This is a genomic window from Salicibibacter kimchii (assembly GCF_003336365.1).
GTDB lineage: Bacteria > Bacillota > Bacilli > Bacillales > Marinococcaceae > Salicibibacter > Salicibibacter kimchii.
Window position 1 is genome coordinate 1478356 of sequence record NZ_CP031092.1, and the last position, 20058, is coordinate 1498413.

Here is a 20058-nt window from a genome sequence, read left to right on the forward strand (position 1 = left end):
CTTAGACCAATAATTTTCGCATATAGTATTGGCATTCCCCTTCAACGGGATGCCCATCCATCTTTCCGACGATCTCGAAGCCATGGTTTTGATAAAAACTCGGCGCTTGCCAGCTCAACGTTTCCAAGTACATCATACGGCAGGAATGGTTGCAAGCCTCATTTTCCATTTCCTTCAACAATCGGCTTCCAAACCCATGGCCTTGATAGGCGCGATCGACGGAGAAAAGCGAGATGTGCATATTGTTCCAAAAAATCTCACCGTTAATGCCGGCAACGATTTTCCCTTCATCATAGATGACAAAACAGAGCAGTTTCTTTTCCCGGTTGGAAAAAGCGGGTCTCTTCGCGGCCGTATCTGTTTGCAAATGTTTGCTGATCGCGTCTTTCGTTTTTTCGTAATCCGCACGCTCGACACACATAGCATTATGCCCTTTCATTAATCTCCCGGGATATTTGTTCCACAAACGTATCCAGCGATTCCGTGCCTGTTTCTTTTTGCCCGTATTTACGAATATTAACAGCGCCGGCCTCTACCTCTTTATCTCCGAGTACGAGGGTATACGGAATTTTTTGCGTTTGTGCTTCCCGAATTTTATAGCCAAGTTTCTCGTCGCGAAGATCCGTTTCCACTCGGACGCCGGCGAATTGCAGTTTTTCTTTGACCTGTTTGACATATTCGCCATGGACATCCAGGGAGACGGGAATGAGTTGTACTTGCACAGGCGCTAGCCAAGTTGGAAATGCGCCTTTATATTCTTCAATTAGAAAAGCGACGAAGCGTTCCATTGTGGAGACGACCCCGCGGTGAATGACGACCGGCCGATGTTCTTTGCCGTCTTCCCCGATATACGTGAGGTCCATTTGCTCGGGCAAGTGAAAATCAAGCTGGACGGTAGATAAGGTTTCATCTTTTCCGAGTGCTGTTTTCACCTGAACATCAAGCTTTGGACCGTAGAAAGCGGCTTCCCCAACTGCTTCTACATATTCCGTGCCGTGCTCGTCCATCGCTTCTTTTAAGAGAACCTGCGCTTTTTCCCACATCTCATCGTTATCGACATATTTTTCCTTATCCTCCGGATCCCGGTACGACAGACGGAAATAGTAATCGTTAATGCCGAAGTCATTGTACACATTCTGAATAAGGTCAACGACGCGCAAAAACTCCTCCTTCATTTGATCGGGCCGACAGAAAATATGGGCGTCATTCAGTGTCATGGCGCGAACGCGCTGCAACCCGGCCAAGGCGCCGGACATTTCATGGCGATGCATCATGCCAAGTTCGGCGATGCGAAGGGGCAATTCACGGTAACTGTGCAAATCGTTCTTATAAACCATCATATGGTGCGGGCAATTCATCGGGCGCAGCACGAGGTCTTCGTTGTCCATTTCCATCGCCGGAAACATGTCATCCTGGTAATGCTCCCAATGGCCCGAGGTTTTATAAAGATCAACGCTTCCCAACACCGGCGTATACACATGGTCATAGCCGAGCCGTTCTTCTATATCTGTGATGTAGCGTTCAATCGTGCGTCTGATCGTTGCTCCTTTCGGCAACCATAACGGCAAGCCTTGTCCGACTTGTTGGTCGACGGTGAACAAGTCTAATTCTTTTCCCAGTTTACGGTGATCCCGTTCTTTCCGTTCTTCCAATATACGTAAATGTTCATCCAATTCGCCTTGCTTTGGAAAAGCAGTACCGTAAATGCGCTGCAGCATTTGATTGTCGCTGTCTCCGCGCCAATAGGCGCCGGAAATGTTCATCAGCTTGAATTTTTTCAGTTTGCCTGTTTCGGGAACATGAACGCCGCGGCAAAGATCGACAAACTCCCCTTGTTCATAAAGCGAAACCGTTTCTCCCTCCGGGATGGCATCGATGAGCTCAAGTTTCAACTTATCGCCTTGAGCTTCAAAAAAACGCTTTGCTTCTTCCCGAGACACTTCCTTGCGCACAATTTCATGGTTTTCATCGATGATCTTTTGCATCTCTTTTTCGATTTTCGGCAAATCGTCCGGCGAAATCGTCGATGCGGTTTCGATATCATAGTAAAAACCGTCCTCAATAACCGGCCCAACCCCGAATTTGGCATCGGGATACAAGCGTTTTACTGCTTGTGCCAATAAATGAGCGCTGCTGTGGCGCAAGACTTCAAGGCCTTCCTCATCTTTAAACGTCAAAATTTCAACCTCTCCGTCGCTCGTGAGCGGGGTACGCAAATCAAGCGCTTGACCGTTTAATTTTCCGGCTGCCGCCTGTTTTTTTAAACCGGGACTAATATCGGCAGCAACGTCTTCCAACGTTACGCCTTCATCAAATGCCTTTACTGATCTATCTGGAAACATTAATTCCGGCATTTCCTTCATCTCCTTCATTTTTTTTACACGAAAAAGCACAAAAAAGCCCGCCCCAAAAAGGGACGAGCTTAACCCGCGGTTCCACCCTCGTGCCTCGCCAATATGCAAGGCGCTCGGACCGGTTAACGCCCGGGATGACGGCAACAACTACTGGTCGTTCATCGTTGCAGCTCCGAGGTGGTAAACATCAGGACCATTCGATAAAAAGCTTTCAGCCGGCGGCTTTCCTCTCTGGGATCTGTATCCTGACGTTCGCATCCTCTTCCGTGCCTTTATTCATTGTATTCATTATAAAAAGGTTTGTTGGAAAATGCAAGTGCGGTGCGGCAGATGAAAAAACTGATGAAGCCGAAAGTTATCGATAAAGAAGGTTGATGCCGTAATTAGTGATTGTGTTTGCCGTTTAACTTCAACCTCTGACTCATGTGCCTTTAAGTTTTTTCATAAAACGAGAATAAACATGCGCAGGAGGAACGTCCCTGCCATCCCAAGCAGCGCTTTGAGTCTTCAGAACCCAATCTCAAGAGCAAATCTGTTACTGAGCATTGGTACTCACTTTATGCCTATGACTATGTTGGAATTTGGGAAGAATTTATTTTCGACTTGCTCTTATCCTTTACGCCGCAAGGATTTTGAGACAGCGCAATTGCAATTAGCTCTCAATCTGTTCACCAGACTGCTAAACCATCCCCAACAACGTGTGAGAAATATTCACCGAATGTTGATGAATGCGGAGCATGCTATTCATTAAGTCTGAGAATACAACACTGACGGTGCTGCTTGAACTTGCACCGTGGTAAAAATGTTGATAGCGCAACTCTCGTTCCATACGCAAAATTTTCGGGTTGCTATGGATGACGCGTACCGCCACTTCTTCATCTTGACCCTGAAAGGCTTGAATGGCATCGTCAAAGCTCTTCATCACTTCTTCATAGAGCTCGGACACTTTGGCGCGCTCCCATTCACTTAACTGCTTGCCTCCGCGATCGAGCTTGGCGATCGTTCGCGTCATGTCCTTCACCGTATTGGCCATTCTTTCCATATCATTGTTAAAATAAAGCAGTTTTAGCGCCTCTTCCGACTCCCGGTCATTCAAATTTTGCTCCATTAATCGTTGCAAGTGATGATAGATCGCTTTGTAAAGGTGGTCGATGACTTTTTCTTCAGCCACGACGGCTTCCCGGATTCTTTCATTTTGAATCATCGCGATCATATGCGGCAGCATATGATAACGAATTTTTTCCGCTACCCGTTCCAATTCCTTGCGAGCTTGCAATAATCCGACAGAAGGAAACTGAACGGAATCCCGGTCGATATATTTCACATCTTTCGCCGGTTCCGTTTTTTCCGGTAAAAGTTTCACCATCCAATCGGCAAAACGGTTGCAGAAAGGAAGAAGCAATAACATGTTCACAATGTTAAAAATCGTATGTGCGTTTGCAAGTTGGCGCTCCACGTCCCCTCCCAGGAGCGGAAGTACTTGCACAAACAAACTCGTAAACGGCAAGAATACGATAACGCCGATCGCTTTAAATATGGCATGGGCAAGCGCTGCGCGCTGTGCGTCTTTCGACGCTTTCAAACTGGCAATCATCGCGGTGACGACCGTACCCAAATTTGCACCATAGACGGTATATACCGCTGCTTCCAAAGAAATCAAGCCACTGCTCGTCAGCGCGAATGTTAAGGCAATCGTAGCCGCGCTGTTTTGAATAATCGCTGTAAACAATGCCGCCACAAGTACAAACAGCAATGGATACTCGGCAATCACCAACAAAGATTCCCTGAATAGTTCACTCGACTGCAAAGGCTCCATGGCCCCGGTCATCAATCCCAAACCGAAAAAAACAAAGCCAAAGCCCAATACAATGGCACCATACGTGCGCAATTTAGAATCAAAAAGATATAAAAGGACACCGAGAATCACAAATACAAGGGCATAATCCGTAATCGCAAAAGCGATGAGCTGCACGGTCAACGTGGTCCCCACGGCAGACCCGAGCAAAATCCCCATCGCTCTGCGCAAGCTGATCAACCCGGCATTCACAAACCCTACAATCATCACCGTTGCTGCCGTTGAAGATTGCAAAATCGCAGCAAGAACGATGCCGGCTAAGGCCCCGTACCATTGATTTTTCGTTACTTTTCTAAGAAACAAATTCAGTTGATAGGAAGAGGACTTTCTCAATCCATCACTGGCGACATGCATGCCATATAAGAAGATCGCAAGCCCGCCGAGAAGTTGAATGCTAACGTCGATCCAGTTCATTTTCGCTCAGCCTTCGGTTAATGTTCACGACATGGTCAGCCATTCGTTCCACATAGCGAATGGCCAGGAAAAGCGGTGCAAGCTTTTCGATGTGTTGCGGCGTTGCTTTCATATCGTGGATAATTTGCTGTTGCAAGAAAAAAAATAATGCGTCGACGTCCTCGTCCTGATGTTCAACGTCTTTGACCGATGGATACGACTTGCCCTTCATGCTTTCCAGTGTGCGTGTGAGCATGTCCGTGCTCAACCACTGCATCTTCCTATACCCGTCTACAAATGACGCACTTACATAGGGACGCAAATCTTCAACGTCCAATTCTTTTTTCAGTTCGGCAACATTGACCACCTGATCGCCCATGCGTTCGAACTCCCGAGCCATACGCATCGTTGTTGTCAATGTCTTCAATTCTTCCGGCAGAGGTTGCTGAAGACTAATTAAATGCAGGATCGACCTATGGATTTGATGGTCAAACGCATCGATCGTTTCATCTTGTTGGATCAAAACATTTGCATCTTTGTTTGGCATAAAAAAAACATCTTTTATCTGTTCCATCTGATGCAAAACTTCTTCACCCATGCTGAGGAGATCTCTTTCAATCGTTTGCACTTCATTACTAAAGTTGGTCAATTTAAACACGAGGCCTTCCCCCCCAACTAAAAATTCCGCCCTATCGATGTCTATTCATCGTATCCCTTGTATTATACGATTACAAGCTACTAAGAGAGGACAGAATACACTTTTACTCCTAGCTTACGATTCTACAATTAAAGGTACTTTTTCAAAACCATCATCCGTGATTCTTACTAACCCTTTATCCGATAAGCGGAGTTCGGGAATGACCACAAGCGCTAAGAGCGACAGTGTCATAAAGGCATAATTCATCGTACAACCGGCTTCGGCAAGTGCATGACTAACCGCACGCGATCTTTCCGCCACTTGTTCAAAAGGGGCATTTGACATCAATCCTGCAACAGGTAAAGGCAGAGTTGTCTCTCCTTTTTCCGTTATAACCGCGATACCTCCTTGCATCTGCCCCACTTTATTGGCAGCCGCGGCCATCTTGTCGTCATTATTGCCTATCACCATGAGGTTATGACTATCATGTGCAACGGTAGAAGCCATCGCGACCTGCTTATCAAATCCGATGCCTTTCAAAATACCAAGGCCTTGGTTTCCGTTCCGTCCGTGACGTTCAATGACCGCCATTTTACATAGGTCACCTTGAAGGAGCATGTCAATTTTGCCGCAAGGAAGGCTGACATGTTTTTCTTTCGTGTACACCTGATTCTCGTTCACTTCAATGGTTCGCACGTCTACTTTTTTACCTTCCGCAGCAGGAGGAGTGATCAGAAAATCATCAGCGTTTATCTTTTCACCTATTTTTACCGAATGAACCGCTTTATCGGATAAGGGAAATTCAGGAAGTTCCGTTACCATCTTCCCGTCCTGCGCTACGACTTGTCCGGCCGCTACTGTTATGCCAACGTCCATCTCTGCCAACGTCCCCTCCAATAATAGGAGATCTGCAAACCGGCCGGGGGCAATGATGCCGACATCATCGGAAACGCCAAAACGTTCAGCCGGATTAATCGTCGCCATTTGAATCGCGATTACCGGAGGAACTCCTTGAGCAATGGCATGGCGGACGACAAAATCCATGTGTCCCTCGTCAACGAGGGATTCAGGGCTACGATCATCCGTAACTAAAAGCATGCGCCTCGTATTCAGGCCATACTCTGTATAAGCTTTGATCGTTTCTACTACATCATGCCAAGCGGAACCCCTTCTCAATTTCGCATACATCCCGAGACGAACTTGAGCAATAACGTCCTCAGCCGTCGAATTTTCATGATCGCCGTTAATACCCACGGCTGTGTATGCAGAAAGTCTGCGGTCGTCTTCCGGCGGCCAAGTGTAGTGGCCATCCGCCTGCCTGCCGGCACGCAACGTTTCTTCGATTTCAGAGAGCATCTTCTCATTGCCGTATACAACACCGGGGAAGTTCATCACTTCTCCAAGGGCATTGACATCGTCCCCCCACGTAAATGCTTCCGCAACTTCATCCGGACCTATAACAGCGCCATTGGTTTCGTAATTCTCGTCTGTCGACGGGACACATGAAGGCACTTGCATATACGCGGCCATCGGTGTCTGCCGAGCTTCCTCCAACATCAGTTTTAACCCGTCAAGTCCAAGCACATTCGTGATTTCATGGGCATCGAAAAAACCACCGGTCGTCCCCTTTGGCAGAACGGCCCGGGAAAACTGCATCGGTCGTATTTGGCTGCTTTCGATGTGGCAATGCCCGTCCAGAAGACCAGGCGTTACATAACGATTTTCAGCATCAATCATCTTCGTTTTTTCTCCGATCGTGTGATCGGCATTTTTGCCAACATACGCGATTCGAGTGCCCTGAACGGCTACATCGGTTCTGGGCAATATTTCATTTGATACAACGTTTACCAATTTAGCATCTTTGATCACTAACGTAGCGCTCTTCTCGCCACGAGCCGTGGCATTGAGATCCCTAATGCAATCCGCTTGTGCGGGGCGGGGGAAGGATACAGTCATCGTATTTACGCTCCTTTGGATGAGATTTATGTTTGGGAACAGCAAAGCCGTTCGGTACGATCCTTCCCTCTATCCTAACAGATCAACTTGATTTTCACTGCAAAATTTCCCTGCTATCCCCTCCTACATAAAAAACATACGAAGCCGCGCGCTCAAGTTATCATCATACATATTTCCCGGGCAATACTTATAATAGCAAAGTTAATAACCGCTATCAGATAAACGTTCATGTTCGTGTATAAACAAAAAACAGCACCCATAAAATGTGGTGCCATTTAACAGTGATCTATTTTTATCTCAAATTGAAAAATGCCACTGCGCGAACGAACGAGCGTTTAATCGTTCCTGAAAAATCGCACGCAGGGTTTGGATAACGCCGTCATCTTGTGAAGTGTAGATATAGAGACGCTTAGGGGCTATGCTTGCAATGGGGCTGATAATCCTCTCCGTCGGTGGCAATCCTTTTTCAAAGACAAGGGTTGATTCTGTATGTTTCATTCTTTGCTGTGGCCCCCACTGGTTTCCTTCCATATCCACCAACCAAAAATGATCACGATTTTCATACCATAAATGAAGTTCTTGTACTTTAGGTTGGACGATTTCCACATAGGAACGGAGTTCGTCCACGACCGTCTGATACTCTTGTTCCATCTGATATTCCTCAATCACCACTTCGGTTAGATATTGTAAATAACGTTCGTAATTTCCAATACAAAAAGTAAGAAAAGGGTTCCAATAAAAAACGGATTGATTGCTCAAGTATTCATGAATCGCTAGATATAAAACCGTTTTTCTTTCTGCCGATCGTCTTGCTTCCGGTATTTCGGGCCGCTCTCCGGCAAGCATATCTCTGGCCAGCTCCATCACCTGTTCGCGCTCATTTGGTTCACGATATTGATAATGTTCTTTGATGAGCTTTTCAACAAATAATACTTCATATCGTTGGATAATTTCATCGGTTAAAACCGCTGCCACATAGGGGCGTACACTATGCTTCCATTCCAAGTCTGACCCATCATACCGACAATGAATCACATCCTGGTTGGAATGCATGTACAAGGAAAATGATGGAATATCCTTCAATCTTGAAAGCTCTCTCTTCACACGGTCATACACACGTGCACAATCGTGACCATGGGTAAATTCAATTGCTAACAAACAAAGCCCTCCTCCAAACCTACGATAATCGATGCCGCATCTATGCACGCCATTCCGTCTGCTATCATGTCTATGGGCAAGCCTCATGTTTCATGCCTAATTTTTGTGCAAGGCTCTAACCATGACTGTTTCAGCAACGTGGAAGAGGACTAAGACCTACCTGAAACTGTTTCCATCAAACATTGTATCGATTCAATTCATGCCAAACTTCGTGTGTGTCGTTCTTTTTGGTTACTTCGTGCTAGTTCCTACCAAATTTCTCATGTTTCCTTTGTTTTTATCTTCACCATCACGGTAGGCGCACATTGAAAAACCCCCGCGGGCAGTCACTCGCGGGGTTCTCATCGATTTGTTTCTAGTTTTGCATCACAAAGTCTTTTTTCACTCGCTCATCTTCCGCAAATACGTGCAACGTATTATACTTTGTATCCCGTACAGCCGGTGTTTTTCCTGCTTCACGGATAATATCGAGCGCGCGGTTGTTGTTTACTTTATACGTAGTCCCGGCGGAGGAGACGACGTTTTCTTCAATCATCGTGCTACCGAAATCGTTGCAACCGAAATGAAGGGATCGCTTGCCGGTTTCCGGTCCCATCGTTACCCATGACGATTGGAAATTCGGGATGTTATCGAGGAATAAACGGGAGATCGCCACATTTTTCAAATACCCGTTTGGCGTAATGCGCTCCCCTTTCATGCGCGTGTTATCCGGCTGGAATGTCCAAGAAATAAAAGCTAAAAATGGACGCAATTCATCCTGGGCATCACGCACCCGCTGCAAATGCAACGCGCGTTCACGGGATGATTCACCGAAACCGATCACCATCGTGGCCGTACTGTGCATGCCGAGTTTTTTGGCCGTTTTCATACAGTCAATCCACTCGACCCATGAATCTTTCAAACGGCTCACTTTTTTACGGTTGGATTCCGTTAAAATTTCCGCACCGCCGCCGGGGATAGAATCAAGACCGGCATCTTTAAGTTCTTGCAAAACTTCTTCGAGCGAAAGTCCTGACACTTCGACCATCTTATAAATCTCGGTCGGCGAAAACGAGTGCATCGTGATGTCCGGAAAGTGCTGCTTAATTTTTCTAAGTAAATTTGTATAGTAACTAAACGGAAGGTCGGGGTTCGTTCCGCCCTGCATCAAAATTTCCGTTCCGCCCACATCAACAGTGTCCTGGATTTTATCCAAAATCTCATCGTCCGAGAGCACATACCCTTCTTCGTGCCCCGGCGGGCGGTAAAATGCGCAAAATCTGCAATACGTATCGCAAAGGTTGGTATGATTAACATTACGGCCGATGACGAATGTTGTCATAGGGTCCGGGTGCCATTTTTTCATCACTTGATCGGCTGCTGCCCCGATCTTTTCCAGCTCGCTCTCGTCACTTTCATATAATTCAACGGCATCGTCCATCGTTAGACGTTCGCCGGCGACAGCTTTTTCCAATATCGTGTCGACGCTCATGAGGCATCCTCCTTCAATCCATCGTCTCCCTAATATCCTACCATAAAATATGGCGAAATGACGAATTTCATAACTTTATAATGTCATCGCTCTTTCATGACGCCTCGGGTTCGAATTTTTCACCCTTCAGAGGTGCCATATAGAGCCTATGCCTCCCTGCGATTGCGGCCGGATAAATACAACTCGGTTGTAAACGGACGAATGCGTTCCATAATACGTTTCGCTTTCATCCTTTCTTCCCCGCCTTTATTGGAATAGGAAAGATGGCCCTCCAGCTCTTCGTAATCCCAGTTCGACGTAAAAATCGTCGGCAATTTTTCGGTCATTCGGTATTGTAAAATCGCGCCGAGGACATCATCGCGAATCCAATTTGACATCGTTTCCGCGCCGATGTCATCAAGCATAAGCACCGGCACACTTTTCACGGCATCGATTTTTTCGCTTACATTTCCGTCTCCGACTGCTTGGCGCATTTCGCGGAAAAATTCAGGCGCGTAGACAAGCAACGATTGGATATTTCGCTTCGCGAGGGCATTCGCGATCGCCGCAATCAAATACGTTTTCCCGACGCCAAACATACCGTGTAGATAGAGGCCTTGCCCATTCTCTCCGGGGTTTGCCTCCCGTTCGAATTCAAGGGCGGTTTCCAACGCCGTCGCCCTCGTGTCATCCGTGTCATCGATTTCCATATTTTCAAAGCTTGCTTTTTTAAATTCTTCGGATACATACAGACTTTTCACAAGGGATTCTTGCTGTTTTCGACGATTCGCAGCTATTTGCAACGGACAAGGATGATAGCGCATTTGAATCTGTCCATGTTCAGGGTATAATTCAGGTTGATAGCCTGGCATTGGATTCGGGCATTTTGCAAGCCCCGGGCAATGGTCACAATTTTGCCAGGAGTTTTTGTACTCGAGCAATGCCGTCATCCCTTGGGGGACAGCCCCTTCATGTAACTCCTTGTCATTCTCCGTCAGCCAGTCATTCACACGCGAATCATTTAATACCGTCTGTTGCACTCGCTCGAGCGCGTCTTCCCAGCCGGCATCCTGCATATATTTTTTTAATGACGTTTGTATGGGTTCCATCTTGCGTCATCCCTTTCGATGCTGCTGTAAAAGCGACTGGATTTTTTCACGCTTCTCGTCGACGCGCTTTCGTTTTTCTTCGTCGCTTGCTTCCGTTACTTCACCGGTCAACCACTTCGGCAAACGTTCTTTGCGCTGATTTGTCTTCTTCTTTTGCTGCGTTGAGCTTTTGCTTTGCTTTTGTGACTGTCCTTGTCTTTTTTTATATTCCTTTTTGGCAAGCCCCATCGCTTCTTCGACGGTTTTCAAATTTTCTCTGGACCAGTGGCCCGCGATTTTTTCCACCAGATGCCTGTCAAGTTTACGATTATTGACCTCCATCATATAATCAATCAACACATTCGCTACCCCTGGCATCAATTGATAATCAAAAAGCAGTGATTCAGCCAAACGGGCATCAGCGGGAGGGACCCTCGCTCCATTTTCCGTATAGCTTTCAAGCAATGTTAAGGGCGCGACCGACTCGTAATAGCGAATTATCGCGCCCTCTTCATCCAGCGGCTCGCCGGTATCCTTCGTTTCCACCGTTTCTTCCGGCTCGTCCGTCCTTAAACCGAGTGCCGGAGGGCTCTGTCCATAGGACATTCGATACCATTCCTGAATTTTTTTTCGCAAGCGTTGGATATCCACTTCTTCATCCCCCACAAGTGCTTGCTGTATAAGCTGGCTCATAGAAGCGGCATCGATGCGGTATACAAAAGCAAGTCGGCTGACTGCTTTTTTTACATTGAATGTGAGAAGTGCTTCACGGTTAAAAAATGAAGGCAAACGTTGATATAAAAGGTCAAAATCAAAAAGATCTTCCTGTATATCGACCTCGGGGCTTTCGGGGTCCGTGACGAGCTGCACGTTGGGCTCCCCTGCTCCCTGCTCCGCATTCGGGATAAGTTCCGATGGGTGAAGAGAGGTAAACACATCGTTAAAGGAAGCGGTCACTTCCGACCAGTTTCCTTCCATTTCAGGAATGATAAACTGTTGCCGCAGGTGGCGATATTTGTTCTTCCCCGTGCGGTTATATAAAAAAACGCTAAGCACATCGTCGGAGAAAAATGCTTGCGGGGCCATTGGGGGGAGAAGTTCATATGCAAATTGCCGGTCTTCGTTTCCAGCGACGGCTAATGCGTATGTTTTTAAAAGTCCGATCCCTTCAAGTTTTCGGCGGGCTTCCAACAACGTCGCCAAGCTTTCACCAGTTACAATCATGAGTTCACGATGCGTCGTCCCTTCACATTCATAAACACCCCGTGTCAAACGATGGTAGAGCGTTTGGTAGAGGTTTATGGCCTGTGCCCCGATCAATGGCTGATAAAGTTGCGTAAGCACTTGTTTGTCGGTTGCTCTTGAATCTTGGGTCATACGCACACGCAAACCATCCACAGGCAACACTTGTTTCCAAGAGTTTTCCATGTGTACATCATCTCTTTTCGGATCCGTTTTCCTCATTTTTATTCATCAGTTCTTCCAGCTCATTGATGAAAACATTGATATCTTTAAACTGTCGGTAAACAGAGGCAAAACGAACATACGCTACATCGTCAATTTTCGCCAGATGTTTCATGACCTGCTCGCCTACCGCGTGAGTGGACACTTCGGCCTCTCCGTCATTCCTTAATTCCGCTTCTACTTTTGTGACAATATCCTCCAATTTTTCAAGCGCAACCGGCCGCTTTTCGCACGCGCGAATAAGTCCACGCAACATTTTTTCACGGCTAAACTCTTCGCGATTTCCATCTTTTTTTACAATAACGAGTGGCGTAACTTCCACAACTTCAAACGTCGTAAAACGATGGAAACATGAATCGCATTCCCTGCGACGTCGTATAGACTTATGGTCGTCGTGTGGGCGCGAATCGAGAACGCGAGCACCGTTGACTTGACAGGCCGGGCAGCGCATCGGATAACCTCCATTTCCTACGAGCGTAAAATTAATTATATGAAAAGAAATCATCGGGCAATCCCGATGGAGCATCATTTTTGCTTACCTTTTATGCCTTGATTATAGTTTATCATACCATTTTCGTTCCCTGTTTTGAAAGGAAGGAATTTACCCGTCCATGTCGCACCTTATTGTTGAAGTAAAAAAGACGCTCAATCTCGTTGAACGCCTTTTGATGGCAGTAATTTTTTACCCGTTAACGGTCGAAGTTTTGGCTGCTTTTTCTGCAATGAGACGTACGAGGTCCACGACTCGGCATGCATAGCCCCATTCGTTATCGTACCATGCAAGCACCTTCACTTGCCGACGGTTAATCACCATTGTGGATAACGCGTCAATGATGGAGGAATGATCATCTCCGTTATAATCAACGGAAACAAGCGGTTCGTCCGAAGATGCCAGAATTCCTTTCAATTCTTGATTCGCCGCCGAGCGAAATGCATCGTTCACTTCTGTTTCCGTCACCTCTGTCTTCAAATCACAGACAAGGTCAACGAGAGACACATTCGGTGTCGGCACCCGTAAAGCCGAACCGTTCAACTTTCCCTCAAGATGAGGCAGAACCTTTGAGATGGCTTTAGCTGCTCCGGTCGACGTCGGAATAATGGATTGGCCGGCTGCTCGCGCCCGTCGCAAGTCTTTATGCGGATTGTCAATATTTTGTTGGTCGTTCGTATAGGAATGAACGGTCGTCATTAAGCCACTCTCGATGCCGAACGCTTGATCCAATGTTTTAACAACCGGTGCCAGGCAATTCGTTGTACAAGAGGCGTTAGAGAGAATGTGATGATGCTCGTCGTCATAATCGTCATCGTTTACGCCAATGACGATCGTCGCGTCCTCATCTTTCCCGGGAGCCGTGATCACGACCTTTTTTGCTCCCGCTTGCAAGTGGTAACCAGCGCCTTCCCTTGTTTTGAATTTACCGGTAGATTCAATAACTACGTCAATATCCAGCTCATCCCAGGGCAACTCTAACGGATCCCTGGATTGTACGATTTTTATTTCTTTGCCATTTACGATAATGGCCTCATCATTAGCTTCCACCGTCGCTTCAAATCGCCCATGAATGGTGTCATGCTTGAGTAAATGTGCGAGTGTCTGCGGCGGGTACGTCGCATTCACAGCAACAATGTTTAATGCATTATCAAAAAAAGCCCTGCGAAATGCCATTCTCCCTATACGGCCGAAGCCATTAATCGCCACTGTTGCACTCATCTTGATTGCCTCCCATTTGTGATATACTAATTAGCATCATTATATTGATTAGTATATCATATAACAATTGCTTGTACGATGTTTATGATAAAGAAAAACGCACCAATCCAATCCTCCCCCATCATTCATCCATCTCTACCCCCCATTTTGTAAGGATATGCAACAATTGATTTTTTGATTCAACGCGGCTGCCGTTGTTATCGACAACCGCATCTGCGTAATCTTTTTTTTCTTTTAAAGGCATTTGTGAACGTATTCGTTCAAGCGCCTCTTCTTTCGAGCTCCTATCTCGTTCCATCAACCGTTTCAATTGCACATCTTCACTGACATACGCAAGCAGAACACGATCGACAATGTTCATTCTTCCATTTTCCACAAGCAAGGGGATATCGAAAATGAGCGCCCGATTCCCCTCATTCAACAACGCCTCTTTTTTGTTCATCATTTCCTTGTGAATCGCCGGATGTGTGATCTTATTGAGCCGATTCCGTTTCTCTTTATCTGCAAAAATAATGCTGCCGAGTGCTTTGCGGTCCAACGTGCCATCCTCGTGAAAAACTTCGTTTCCAAAAAAGTCTTTAATTTCCTCGTATGCCGGCCTCCCAGGCTCAACAACTTCCCGAGCAATCGCATCTGCATCGATGATCGGCAGGTCCCAGGCCTGCATATACTCCGCCAGTAAACTTTTTCCGCTGGCAATTCCACCGGTAAGCCCAATAATCATATTAGCCTCCCTCTCTAAGTAGCTGTTGACAAAGTGGACAATGAAAGCCGAGTTTTTTAGAGCATGTTCATCTATCCACTTGATGGAAAAGTTTACATTTTCTTATCCTCTTACATAAAATTAAGCAACCCAATGCAAATGATAAGCAACCCCGGTAAAAAAACCAGTTTATTGATGGCTTTATGACCGGAAAGTTTATAACCGCCTTTTTTTCCAAAAACTAAAAATACCGAGCACATCACGAAAACAAACACAGCAAAGACAAGCATCGGATATCCAAGCATCGCGGCTCCAAAACCGGCCCCAAAAGCATCCAAGGCGAGCGCAAAACCTAAGAGCATCGCTTCTTTGATGGATATCGTTCCTGAACCGTCCATGTCGGCGGCGGTTGGTTTTCGCAACACTTGAATGACGAGGCCTAATTTCTTAATTTCCCAGTTGACCATCGTCCCTTCCCTCTTTTTACGAACGGGCGGCCGCTGTGGCTGTTCTTTCGATCGCGTGCCCTGATAGATCGCCCACGCCCCAACCGCGATAAGAATGGTGCCTCCCAAGTAATCCGCGACTTGCGCAGGAATATATTGAAACACGACTTCTGCAAACCACCCCGCCATTAAAGCAGATATAAACGAAAATAAACCGATAAGAACGACCGGCAGCATGGAAATTTTTACCTTGCGCATGCCGTACGTCATACCGACTCCGAATGCATCCACACTAACCGCGAAAGCAAGCACGAGTAATGCGATCCAGCCTTCCATCAGACATGCTCCCTCCAGCTATCTATTTAAGATAGCCTATGACAAGAGCCCATCCAATGTACTTCATTCCGAGGGTTGGCAATTTGGGCAATAGTGCGTTCCACGCCCCGCGACGACTGTTCGTTCAATTTCCCCTTCACATATTTTGCACAGCTGTCCTTTACGGCCGTACACATACAATTGTTGTTGAAAATATCCCATTTCCCCGTTGCCGTTTAAATAGGATCGAATGGAAGAACCTCCGGCTTCGATGGCAGCCTCCAATGTCGCTATCGTTTCCCGGTGCACGCGTACAACCGCGTCTTCATCAAGCGAAGTTGCCGGAACACCGGGAAAAATCCCGGCCCGAAACAACGCTTCATCCACATATATATTGCCAAGACCGGCGACCACGGACTGGTCAAGGAGGACAGCTTTTACATTCCGAGTCGTTTTCGTGAATTTTTCCATTAAATAGGAAGGCTTGAAAGAAGTATTCATTGGCTCCGGCCCTAACTTTGCCAATGGCGCAACACCAAGTTCTGAGCCCTTCGGAAACAAGTGCATCGTTCCGAATTTACGTACGTCTTTATAATGAAGTTCACTGTTGTCATGAAGAAAAAAACGTACATGGGTATGCTTCGTTGGCGCTTCATCGCTTAGGCTGTATTTCCCCTCCATTCGTAAATGGGAGACTAGCGCGTAATCATCCAAGCCAAAGATCAAGAACTTTCCTTTTCGATCGATATGTCGAATCGTTTGTCCCGAGAGGAAGAAACGAAACGCATCCACGTCATCCGGTTCTTTTATCATTTTCGGCCATCCGACCTCCACATCCACGATTTGCTTATTTTGTACGAGCTTCGTTAACGTTCTTCTTACGATTTCTACTTCCGGCAACTCTGGCATACCTTTTCGTTTCTCCTTACTTTGCTTCGTACCATGTTTGCCCATGCTCCACGTCCACGATGAGCGGGACATCGAGGGCGACCGTTTCCGTCATTGTTTCGGTGACGATCGTTTGCAACTGTTCGATTTCTGTCGGCGGAACCTCAAAAATCAGTTCGTCGTGAACCTGAAGCAACAACCGGCTCTCCAACCCTTTTTTGCCCAAATCATTTGCTACATCGACCATCGCTTTTTTTATGATATCGGCAGCCGTTCCTTGAATCGGTGTGTTCATTGCTGTTCGCTCCGCAAAACTTCTGCGATTAAAATTACGGTCGTTGATCTCAGGAAGATACCGTCGGCGTTTCAATAGCGTCGTGACATAGCCTTCATCTCGAGCATGGAGCACCGCTTCGTCCATGTATTGCTTCACATTCGGATAACTTTCAAAATAACGGTCGATAAACGTCTGCGCTTCTTTTCTTGTGATTCCGAGATTTTGGGACAATCCATAATCGCTAATGCCATAGACAATGCCGAAGTTCACCGCTTTCGCCTGACGCCGCATCGTGTCGGTAACTTCCTCTTTCTCCACGCCAAATACATCCATCGCTGTTTTCGTATGAATATCTTCCCCTTCGTGAAAAGCCGTTTTTAACTTTTCATCTCCGGACATATGGGCAAGCACTCGCAATTCAATTTGTGAATAATCAGCGGCCAAAATCCCCCAATCCGATTCAGAGGGAACAAAAGCTTTGCGTATCTTTCTTCCTTCTTCAAGTCGAATCGGGATATTTTGCAAGTTCGGTTCAGCAGAACTCAAACGGCCCGTTTGCGTAATCGCCTGGTTGAAACGCGTATGGATTTTGTGCGTGTCTGCATGAATAACTTTGAGTAGCCCTTCGATATACGTTGATTTTAGTTTCATCACTTGCCGATAGTGCAAAAGTTTCGGAATGATTTCATGCTCATCTCCAAGCTTTTCAAGAACGTCTGCGGCAGTGGAATAGCCGGTTTTTGTTTTTTTGATGACCGGAAGTTCAAGCTTCTCGAAAAGAATCGGCCCCAATTGTTTCGGAGAATTGATATTAAACGTTTCACCGGCCAGTGCATGAATGTCTTGCTCGAGGGAATGGAGACGCTCGTCAAGCTCTTTGCCCATATCGAGCAACTGTTGCTTGTCCGTGGCGATTCCTTGTAGTTCCATTTGCGCGAGGACTAAGGATAAAGGAAGTTCCAACGTTGTAAACAGTTCACTTTGTTCGTTTTCTTCCAACTCAGGACCAAGGGCTCCCCTAATTTTCCAAAGGGTCGCCGCTTTACGAGCAAGGTGGTCGCTGAGCGCGGCGGCCTCGGGCTTGGTAAACTTCGCCCCTTTTCCATACACGCTTTCGTCCGCCAAAACCGTGTGTAAGCCTCGCCGTTCGGCAATATCCGCCATGTCATGTGCCGATAAAGAAGGATCCAAAAGATACGATGCGATGAGCGCATCAAAAGAAACGCCTTTAATCGTGATGCCCCTCCAACCTAAAGCGACGATGACCCGCTTGGCGTCAAATAAATATTTTTCTTTTTCTTCATTCGCCAACCACTCACGAAAAGCATCCGTTGCGAGCGCGGTCTCCGCCGGAACGGTGAACGATCCATTCTCATTTACGATGCCGACACCCCAAATATCGGCATTGTGGTAATTCTCCACCGGCACTTCGACAATAAGGGCAGACGGTGTCGCGAGCATTTCGTTTGTCACTTCTCTTTTATGTTGGAACTCAAAGTCTTCGAGCGCGGCTTCCTCTTCCTCGATATCTTCGTCGGTCGTAATTTGGTTCATTAATGAGTTAAAGCCATACTCTTTAAATAGCTGCCGCACTGTTTTGCTGTCATACCCTGCATACGATAGACGATCCAACCCCAAGTCAACCGGTGTTTCCCGATTGATAACCGCCAATTGTTTGCTCATGAGCGCTTGCTCCCGGTATTCTTTCAGCCGTTCCCGCATTTTTGGACCGGATACATCATCGGCATGATCCAGAACGTCTTCGATGTTGCCATATTCCGCTAATAGTTTAAGCGCCGTTTTTTCCCCAATTTTGGGAACGCCCGGGATATTATCCGAAGCGTCCCCACCGAGCCCTTTCATATCAGGAATATGTGTGGCCGGGATGCCATACCGTTCAGCGATGGCGTCTACGTCATACCAATCCACATTCGTAATGCCCTTACGGGTAATCGCAACGTGCGTCCTGTCGGTAACGAGCTGCAGCAAATCTTTGTCTCCGGTGTAAATACGGACTTGCCAGTCTTCTTCTTCCGCACGTTTGGCGAGCGTCCCAATAATATCATCGGCCTCATACAACTCTACTTGCACGGAGTTAATGGTGAACGACTGTAAAACTTCCTGAATAATCGGCAGTTGTTCCGAAAGCTCCGGCGGTGTTTTCTGTCGGTCACTCTTGTAATCTTCAAACTGCTTATGCCGAAAGGTTGTTTTCCCGGCATCAAAAGCGATGAGCATATGCGTCGGTTCTTCTTCCTCCAAAATTTTAAGTAGCATCGTTGTAAATCCATAGACAGCGTTTGTGTAAACCCCTTTATCGTTCGACAAAAGCGGCAATGCATAAAAAGCACGATAGGCCACGCTGTTTCCGTCCACAAGTACAAGTTTATTCATAAATCGCAAGGCTCCTTTCGGCCAACCTGTAAATCCTGATTTTATTCTATCATAATTGCCTCCTGTGAACCTAAATAACATCCCCCGGGGGCAGGCGGGGAATGTTATGGAAAATCGCTTTACATAAAAAAAGAATTTTGGCACAAATATGCTAAAACAAAGACGAGCTACTTACGCAGGATAGGGCGGTGGAACCTTGCTTCTCGTTACTAGACATGGCCATGTCATAACGAGAAGGAGGTGACACTGCAAAGATTACGCTTTATCAAGGCATTATGCTTGCAGTCGGCTTTGGGTCCTTACTCATTGCCATTGTTAGCCTAGTTGTCCTATGGTTAAAGAGTTGACACTCCCATAGCTAAAGCAATGGGATTCTATAGTGCTATTACGTTCGCAATCCATTTCTGTTTTGAACGAGCCTTTAATTCAGAGGTGTGCCATCCCCTCGACCTGTTTCGTTCCGCGTACGATGGCACATGTACCTTACAGGCGGTGTTGCCCTTACCACAACACTAGGTTTTAAGATGCTTTCTTTTTGTTTTTTGGTTCGGAAATACCCGAAATCTAGAATAACGATTCTGTTCCAACAGAAGCTAAGGCTAGATTATTTCATCCAACATCAACCCCCATCATCTTCGTACGCCGACCCTTTTTCCTAATCGTAGGAAATGAAATTTTATACAAAGCATTTTCCTTTTCGATTTTACAATTTTGATTGTTGAATCCACACCAAAAAGAACGGAAAACCTTCGCTTTTTGATGCTTTTTCTTAGATTTAACCGCTCTTATGGTTTGGTTTACAATGGCAGAAGGGAATGTTTCATCTGAAAATGACTTAAAATGCTTGGAGGTGGCTTTGTTTAAATCTTTCCATTCAAGCAACCAATAGCGAACGTTGTATTTGTTTCCGTCATTTTTTTATACATGGATGCCTTATTTTTGGTTGGTGTTGCCCATGCTCCCTTTGGC

The 20058-nt window shown here is 46.4% G+C and carries 15 protein-coding genes and 1 pseudogene; all 16 read right to left on the bottom strand.

From position 1 onward, the window contains the following. Nucleotide 1: 1 nt before the first annotated feature. Nucleotides 2-439, bottom strand: a complete 438-nt coding sequence (locus DT065_RS07395) for a GNAT family N-acetyltransferase (protein ID WP_114372144.1) — start codon at nt 437-439, stop codon at nt 2-4. After that, nucleotides 426-2363: a threonine--tRNA ligase gene (gene thrS, locus DT065_RS07400; RefSeq protein WP_114376146.1), complete on the bottom strand. Its 1938-nt coding sequence runs from the start codon at nt 2361-2363 to the stop codon at nt 426-428. The genes DT065_RS07395 and thrS overlap by 14 nt, the downstream gene beginning before the upstream one ends. Nucleotides 2364-3033: 670 nt before the next feature. Next, entirely contained in the window at nt 3034-4623 is a 1590-nt protein-coding gene (locus DT065_RS07405; RefSeq protein ID WP_114372146.1) for a Na/Pi cotransporter family protein, read from the bottom strand. Beyond that, the gene (locus tag DT065_RS07410) at nt 4604-5260 is read right to left on the bottom strand and encodes a phosphate signaling complex PhoU family protein (RefSeq protein ID WP_114372148.1); all 657 of its coding nucleotides are present in this window, start codon (nt 5258-5260) and stop codon (nt 4604-4606) included. Before DT065_RS07410 ends, DT065_RS07405 begins: the two co-directional genes overlap by 20 nt. A 114-nt stretch (nt 5261-5374) precedes the next feature. Next, the gene (gene ade / locus DT065_RS07415; RefSeq protein WP_114372150.1) at nt 5375-7195 is read right to left on the bottom strand and encodes an adenine deaminase; all 1821 of its coding nucleotides are present in this window, start codon (nt 7193-7195) and stop codon (nt 5375-5377) included. Between the two features lie 297 nt (nt 7196-7492). Continuing rightward, entirely contained in the window at nt 7493-8353 is an 861-nt protein-coding gene (gene ytxC, locus DT065_RS07420; RefSeq protein WP_160112447.1) for a sporulation protein YtxC, read from the bottom strand. A 355-nt stretch (nt 8354-8708) separates the two neighbouring features. Then, entirely contained in the window at nt 8709-9824 is a 1116-nt protein-coding gene (gene mqnC / locus DT065_RS07425) for a cyclic dehypoxanthinyl futalosine synthase (RefSeq protein WP_114372153.1), read from the bottom strand. Nucleotides 9825-9970: 146 nt separating this feature from the next. Further along, nucleotides 9971-10912: a primosomal protein DnaI gene (dnaI, locus tag DT065_RS07430; RefSeq protein ID WP_114372155.1), complete on the bottom strand. Its 942-nt coding sequence runs from the start codon at nt 10910-10912 to the stop codon at nt 9971-9973. Between the two features lie 6 nt (nt 10913-10918). Beyond that, nucleotides 10919-12319, bottom strand: a complete 1401-nt coding sequence (locus DT065_RS07435) for a replication initiation and membrane attachment family protein (protein ID WP_160112448.1) — start codon at nt 12317-12319, stop codon at nt 10919-10921. Between the two features lie 7 nt (nt 12320-12326). Beyond that, nucleotides 12327-12806 (bottom strand): transcriptional regulator NrdR, encoded by a 480-nt coding sequence (nrdR, locus tag DT065_RS07440; RefSeq protein ID WP_114376148.1) that lies wholly within the window; start codon nt 12804-12806, stop codon nt 12327-12329. Nucleotides 12807-13037: 231 nt separating this feature from the next. Next, nucleotides 13038-14066, bottom strand: a complete 1029-nt coding sequence (locus tag DT065_RS07445) for a glyceraldehyde-3-phosphate dehydrogenase (RefSeq protein WP_114372159.1) — start codon at nt 14064-14066, stop codon at nt 13038-13040. A 121-nt stretch (nt 14067-14187) separates the two neighbouring features. Continuing rightward, complete coding sequence (gene coaE / locus DT065_RS07450; protein WP_114372161.1) at nt 14188-14790, bottom strand: dephospho-CoA kinase; 603 nt, start codon at nt 14788-14790, stop codon at nt 14188-14190. A gap of 110 nt (nt 14791-14900) precedes the next feature. Beyond that, a complete protein-coding gene (ytaF, locus tag DT065_RS07455) occupies nt 14901-15551 on the bottom strand; it encodes a sporulation membrane protein YtaF (RefSeq protein WP_114372163.1) in 651 nt (216 codons plus the stop codon). Nucleotides 15552-15614: 63 nt separating this feature from the next. Next, complete coding sequence (gene mutM / locus DT065_RS07460; RefSeq protein WP_114372165.1) at nt 15615-16439, bottom strand: DNA-formamidopyrimidine glycosylase; 825 nt, start codon at nt 16437-16439, stop codon at nt 15615-15617. 16 nt (nt 16440-16455) lie between these two features. After that, nucleotides 16456-19089, bottom strand: coding sequence for a DNA polymerase I (gene polA, locus DT065_RS07465; protein ID WP_114372167.1), 2634 nt, complete (start codon nt 19087-19089; stop codon nt 16456-16458). A 648-nt stretch (nt 19090-19737) separates the two neighbouring features. Then, nucleotides 19738-20015: pseudogene (locus DT065_RS19290) on the bottom strand (RNA-guided endonuclease TnpB family protein); the annotation flags it as partial. Nucleotides 20016-20058: the final 43 nt, after the last annotated feature.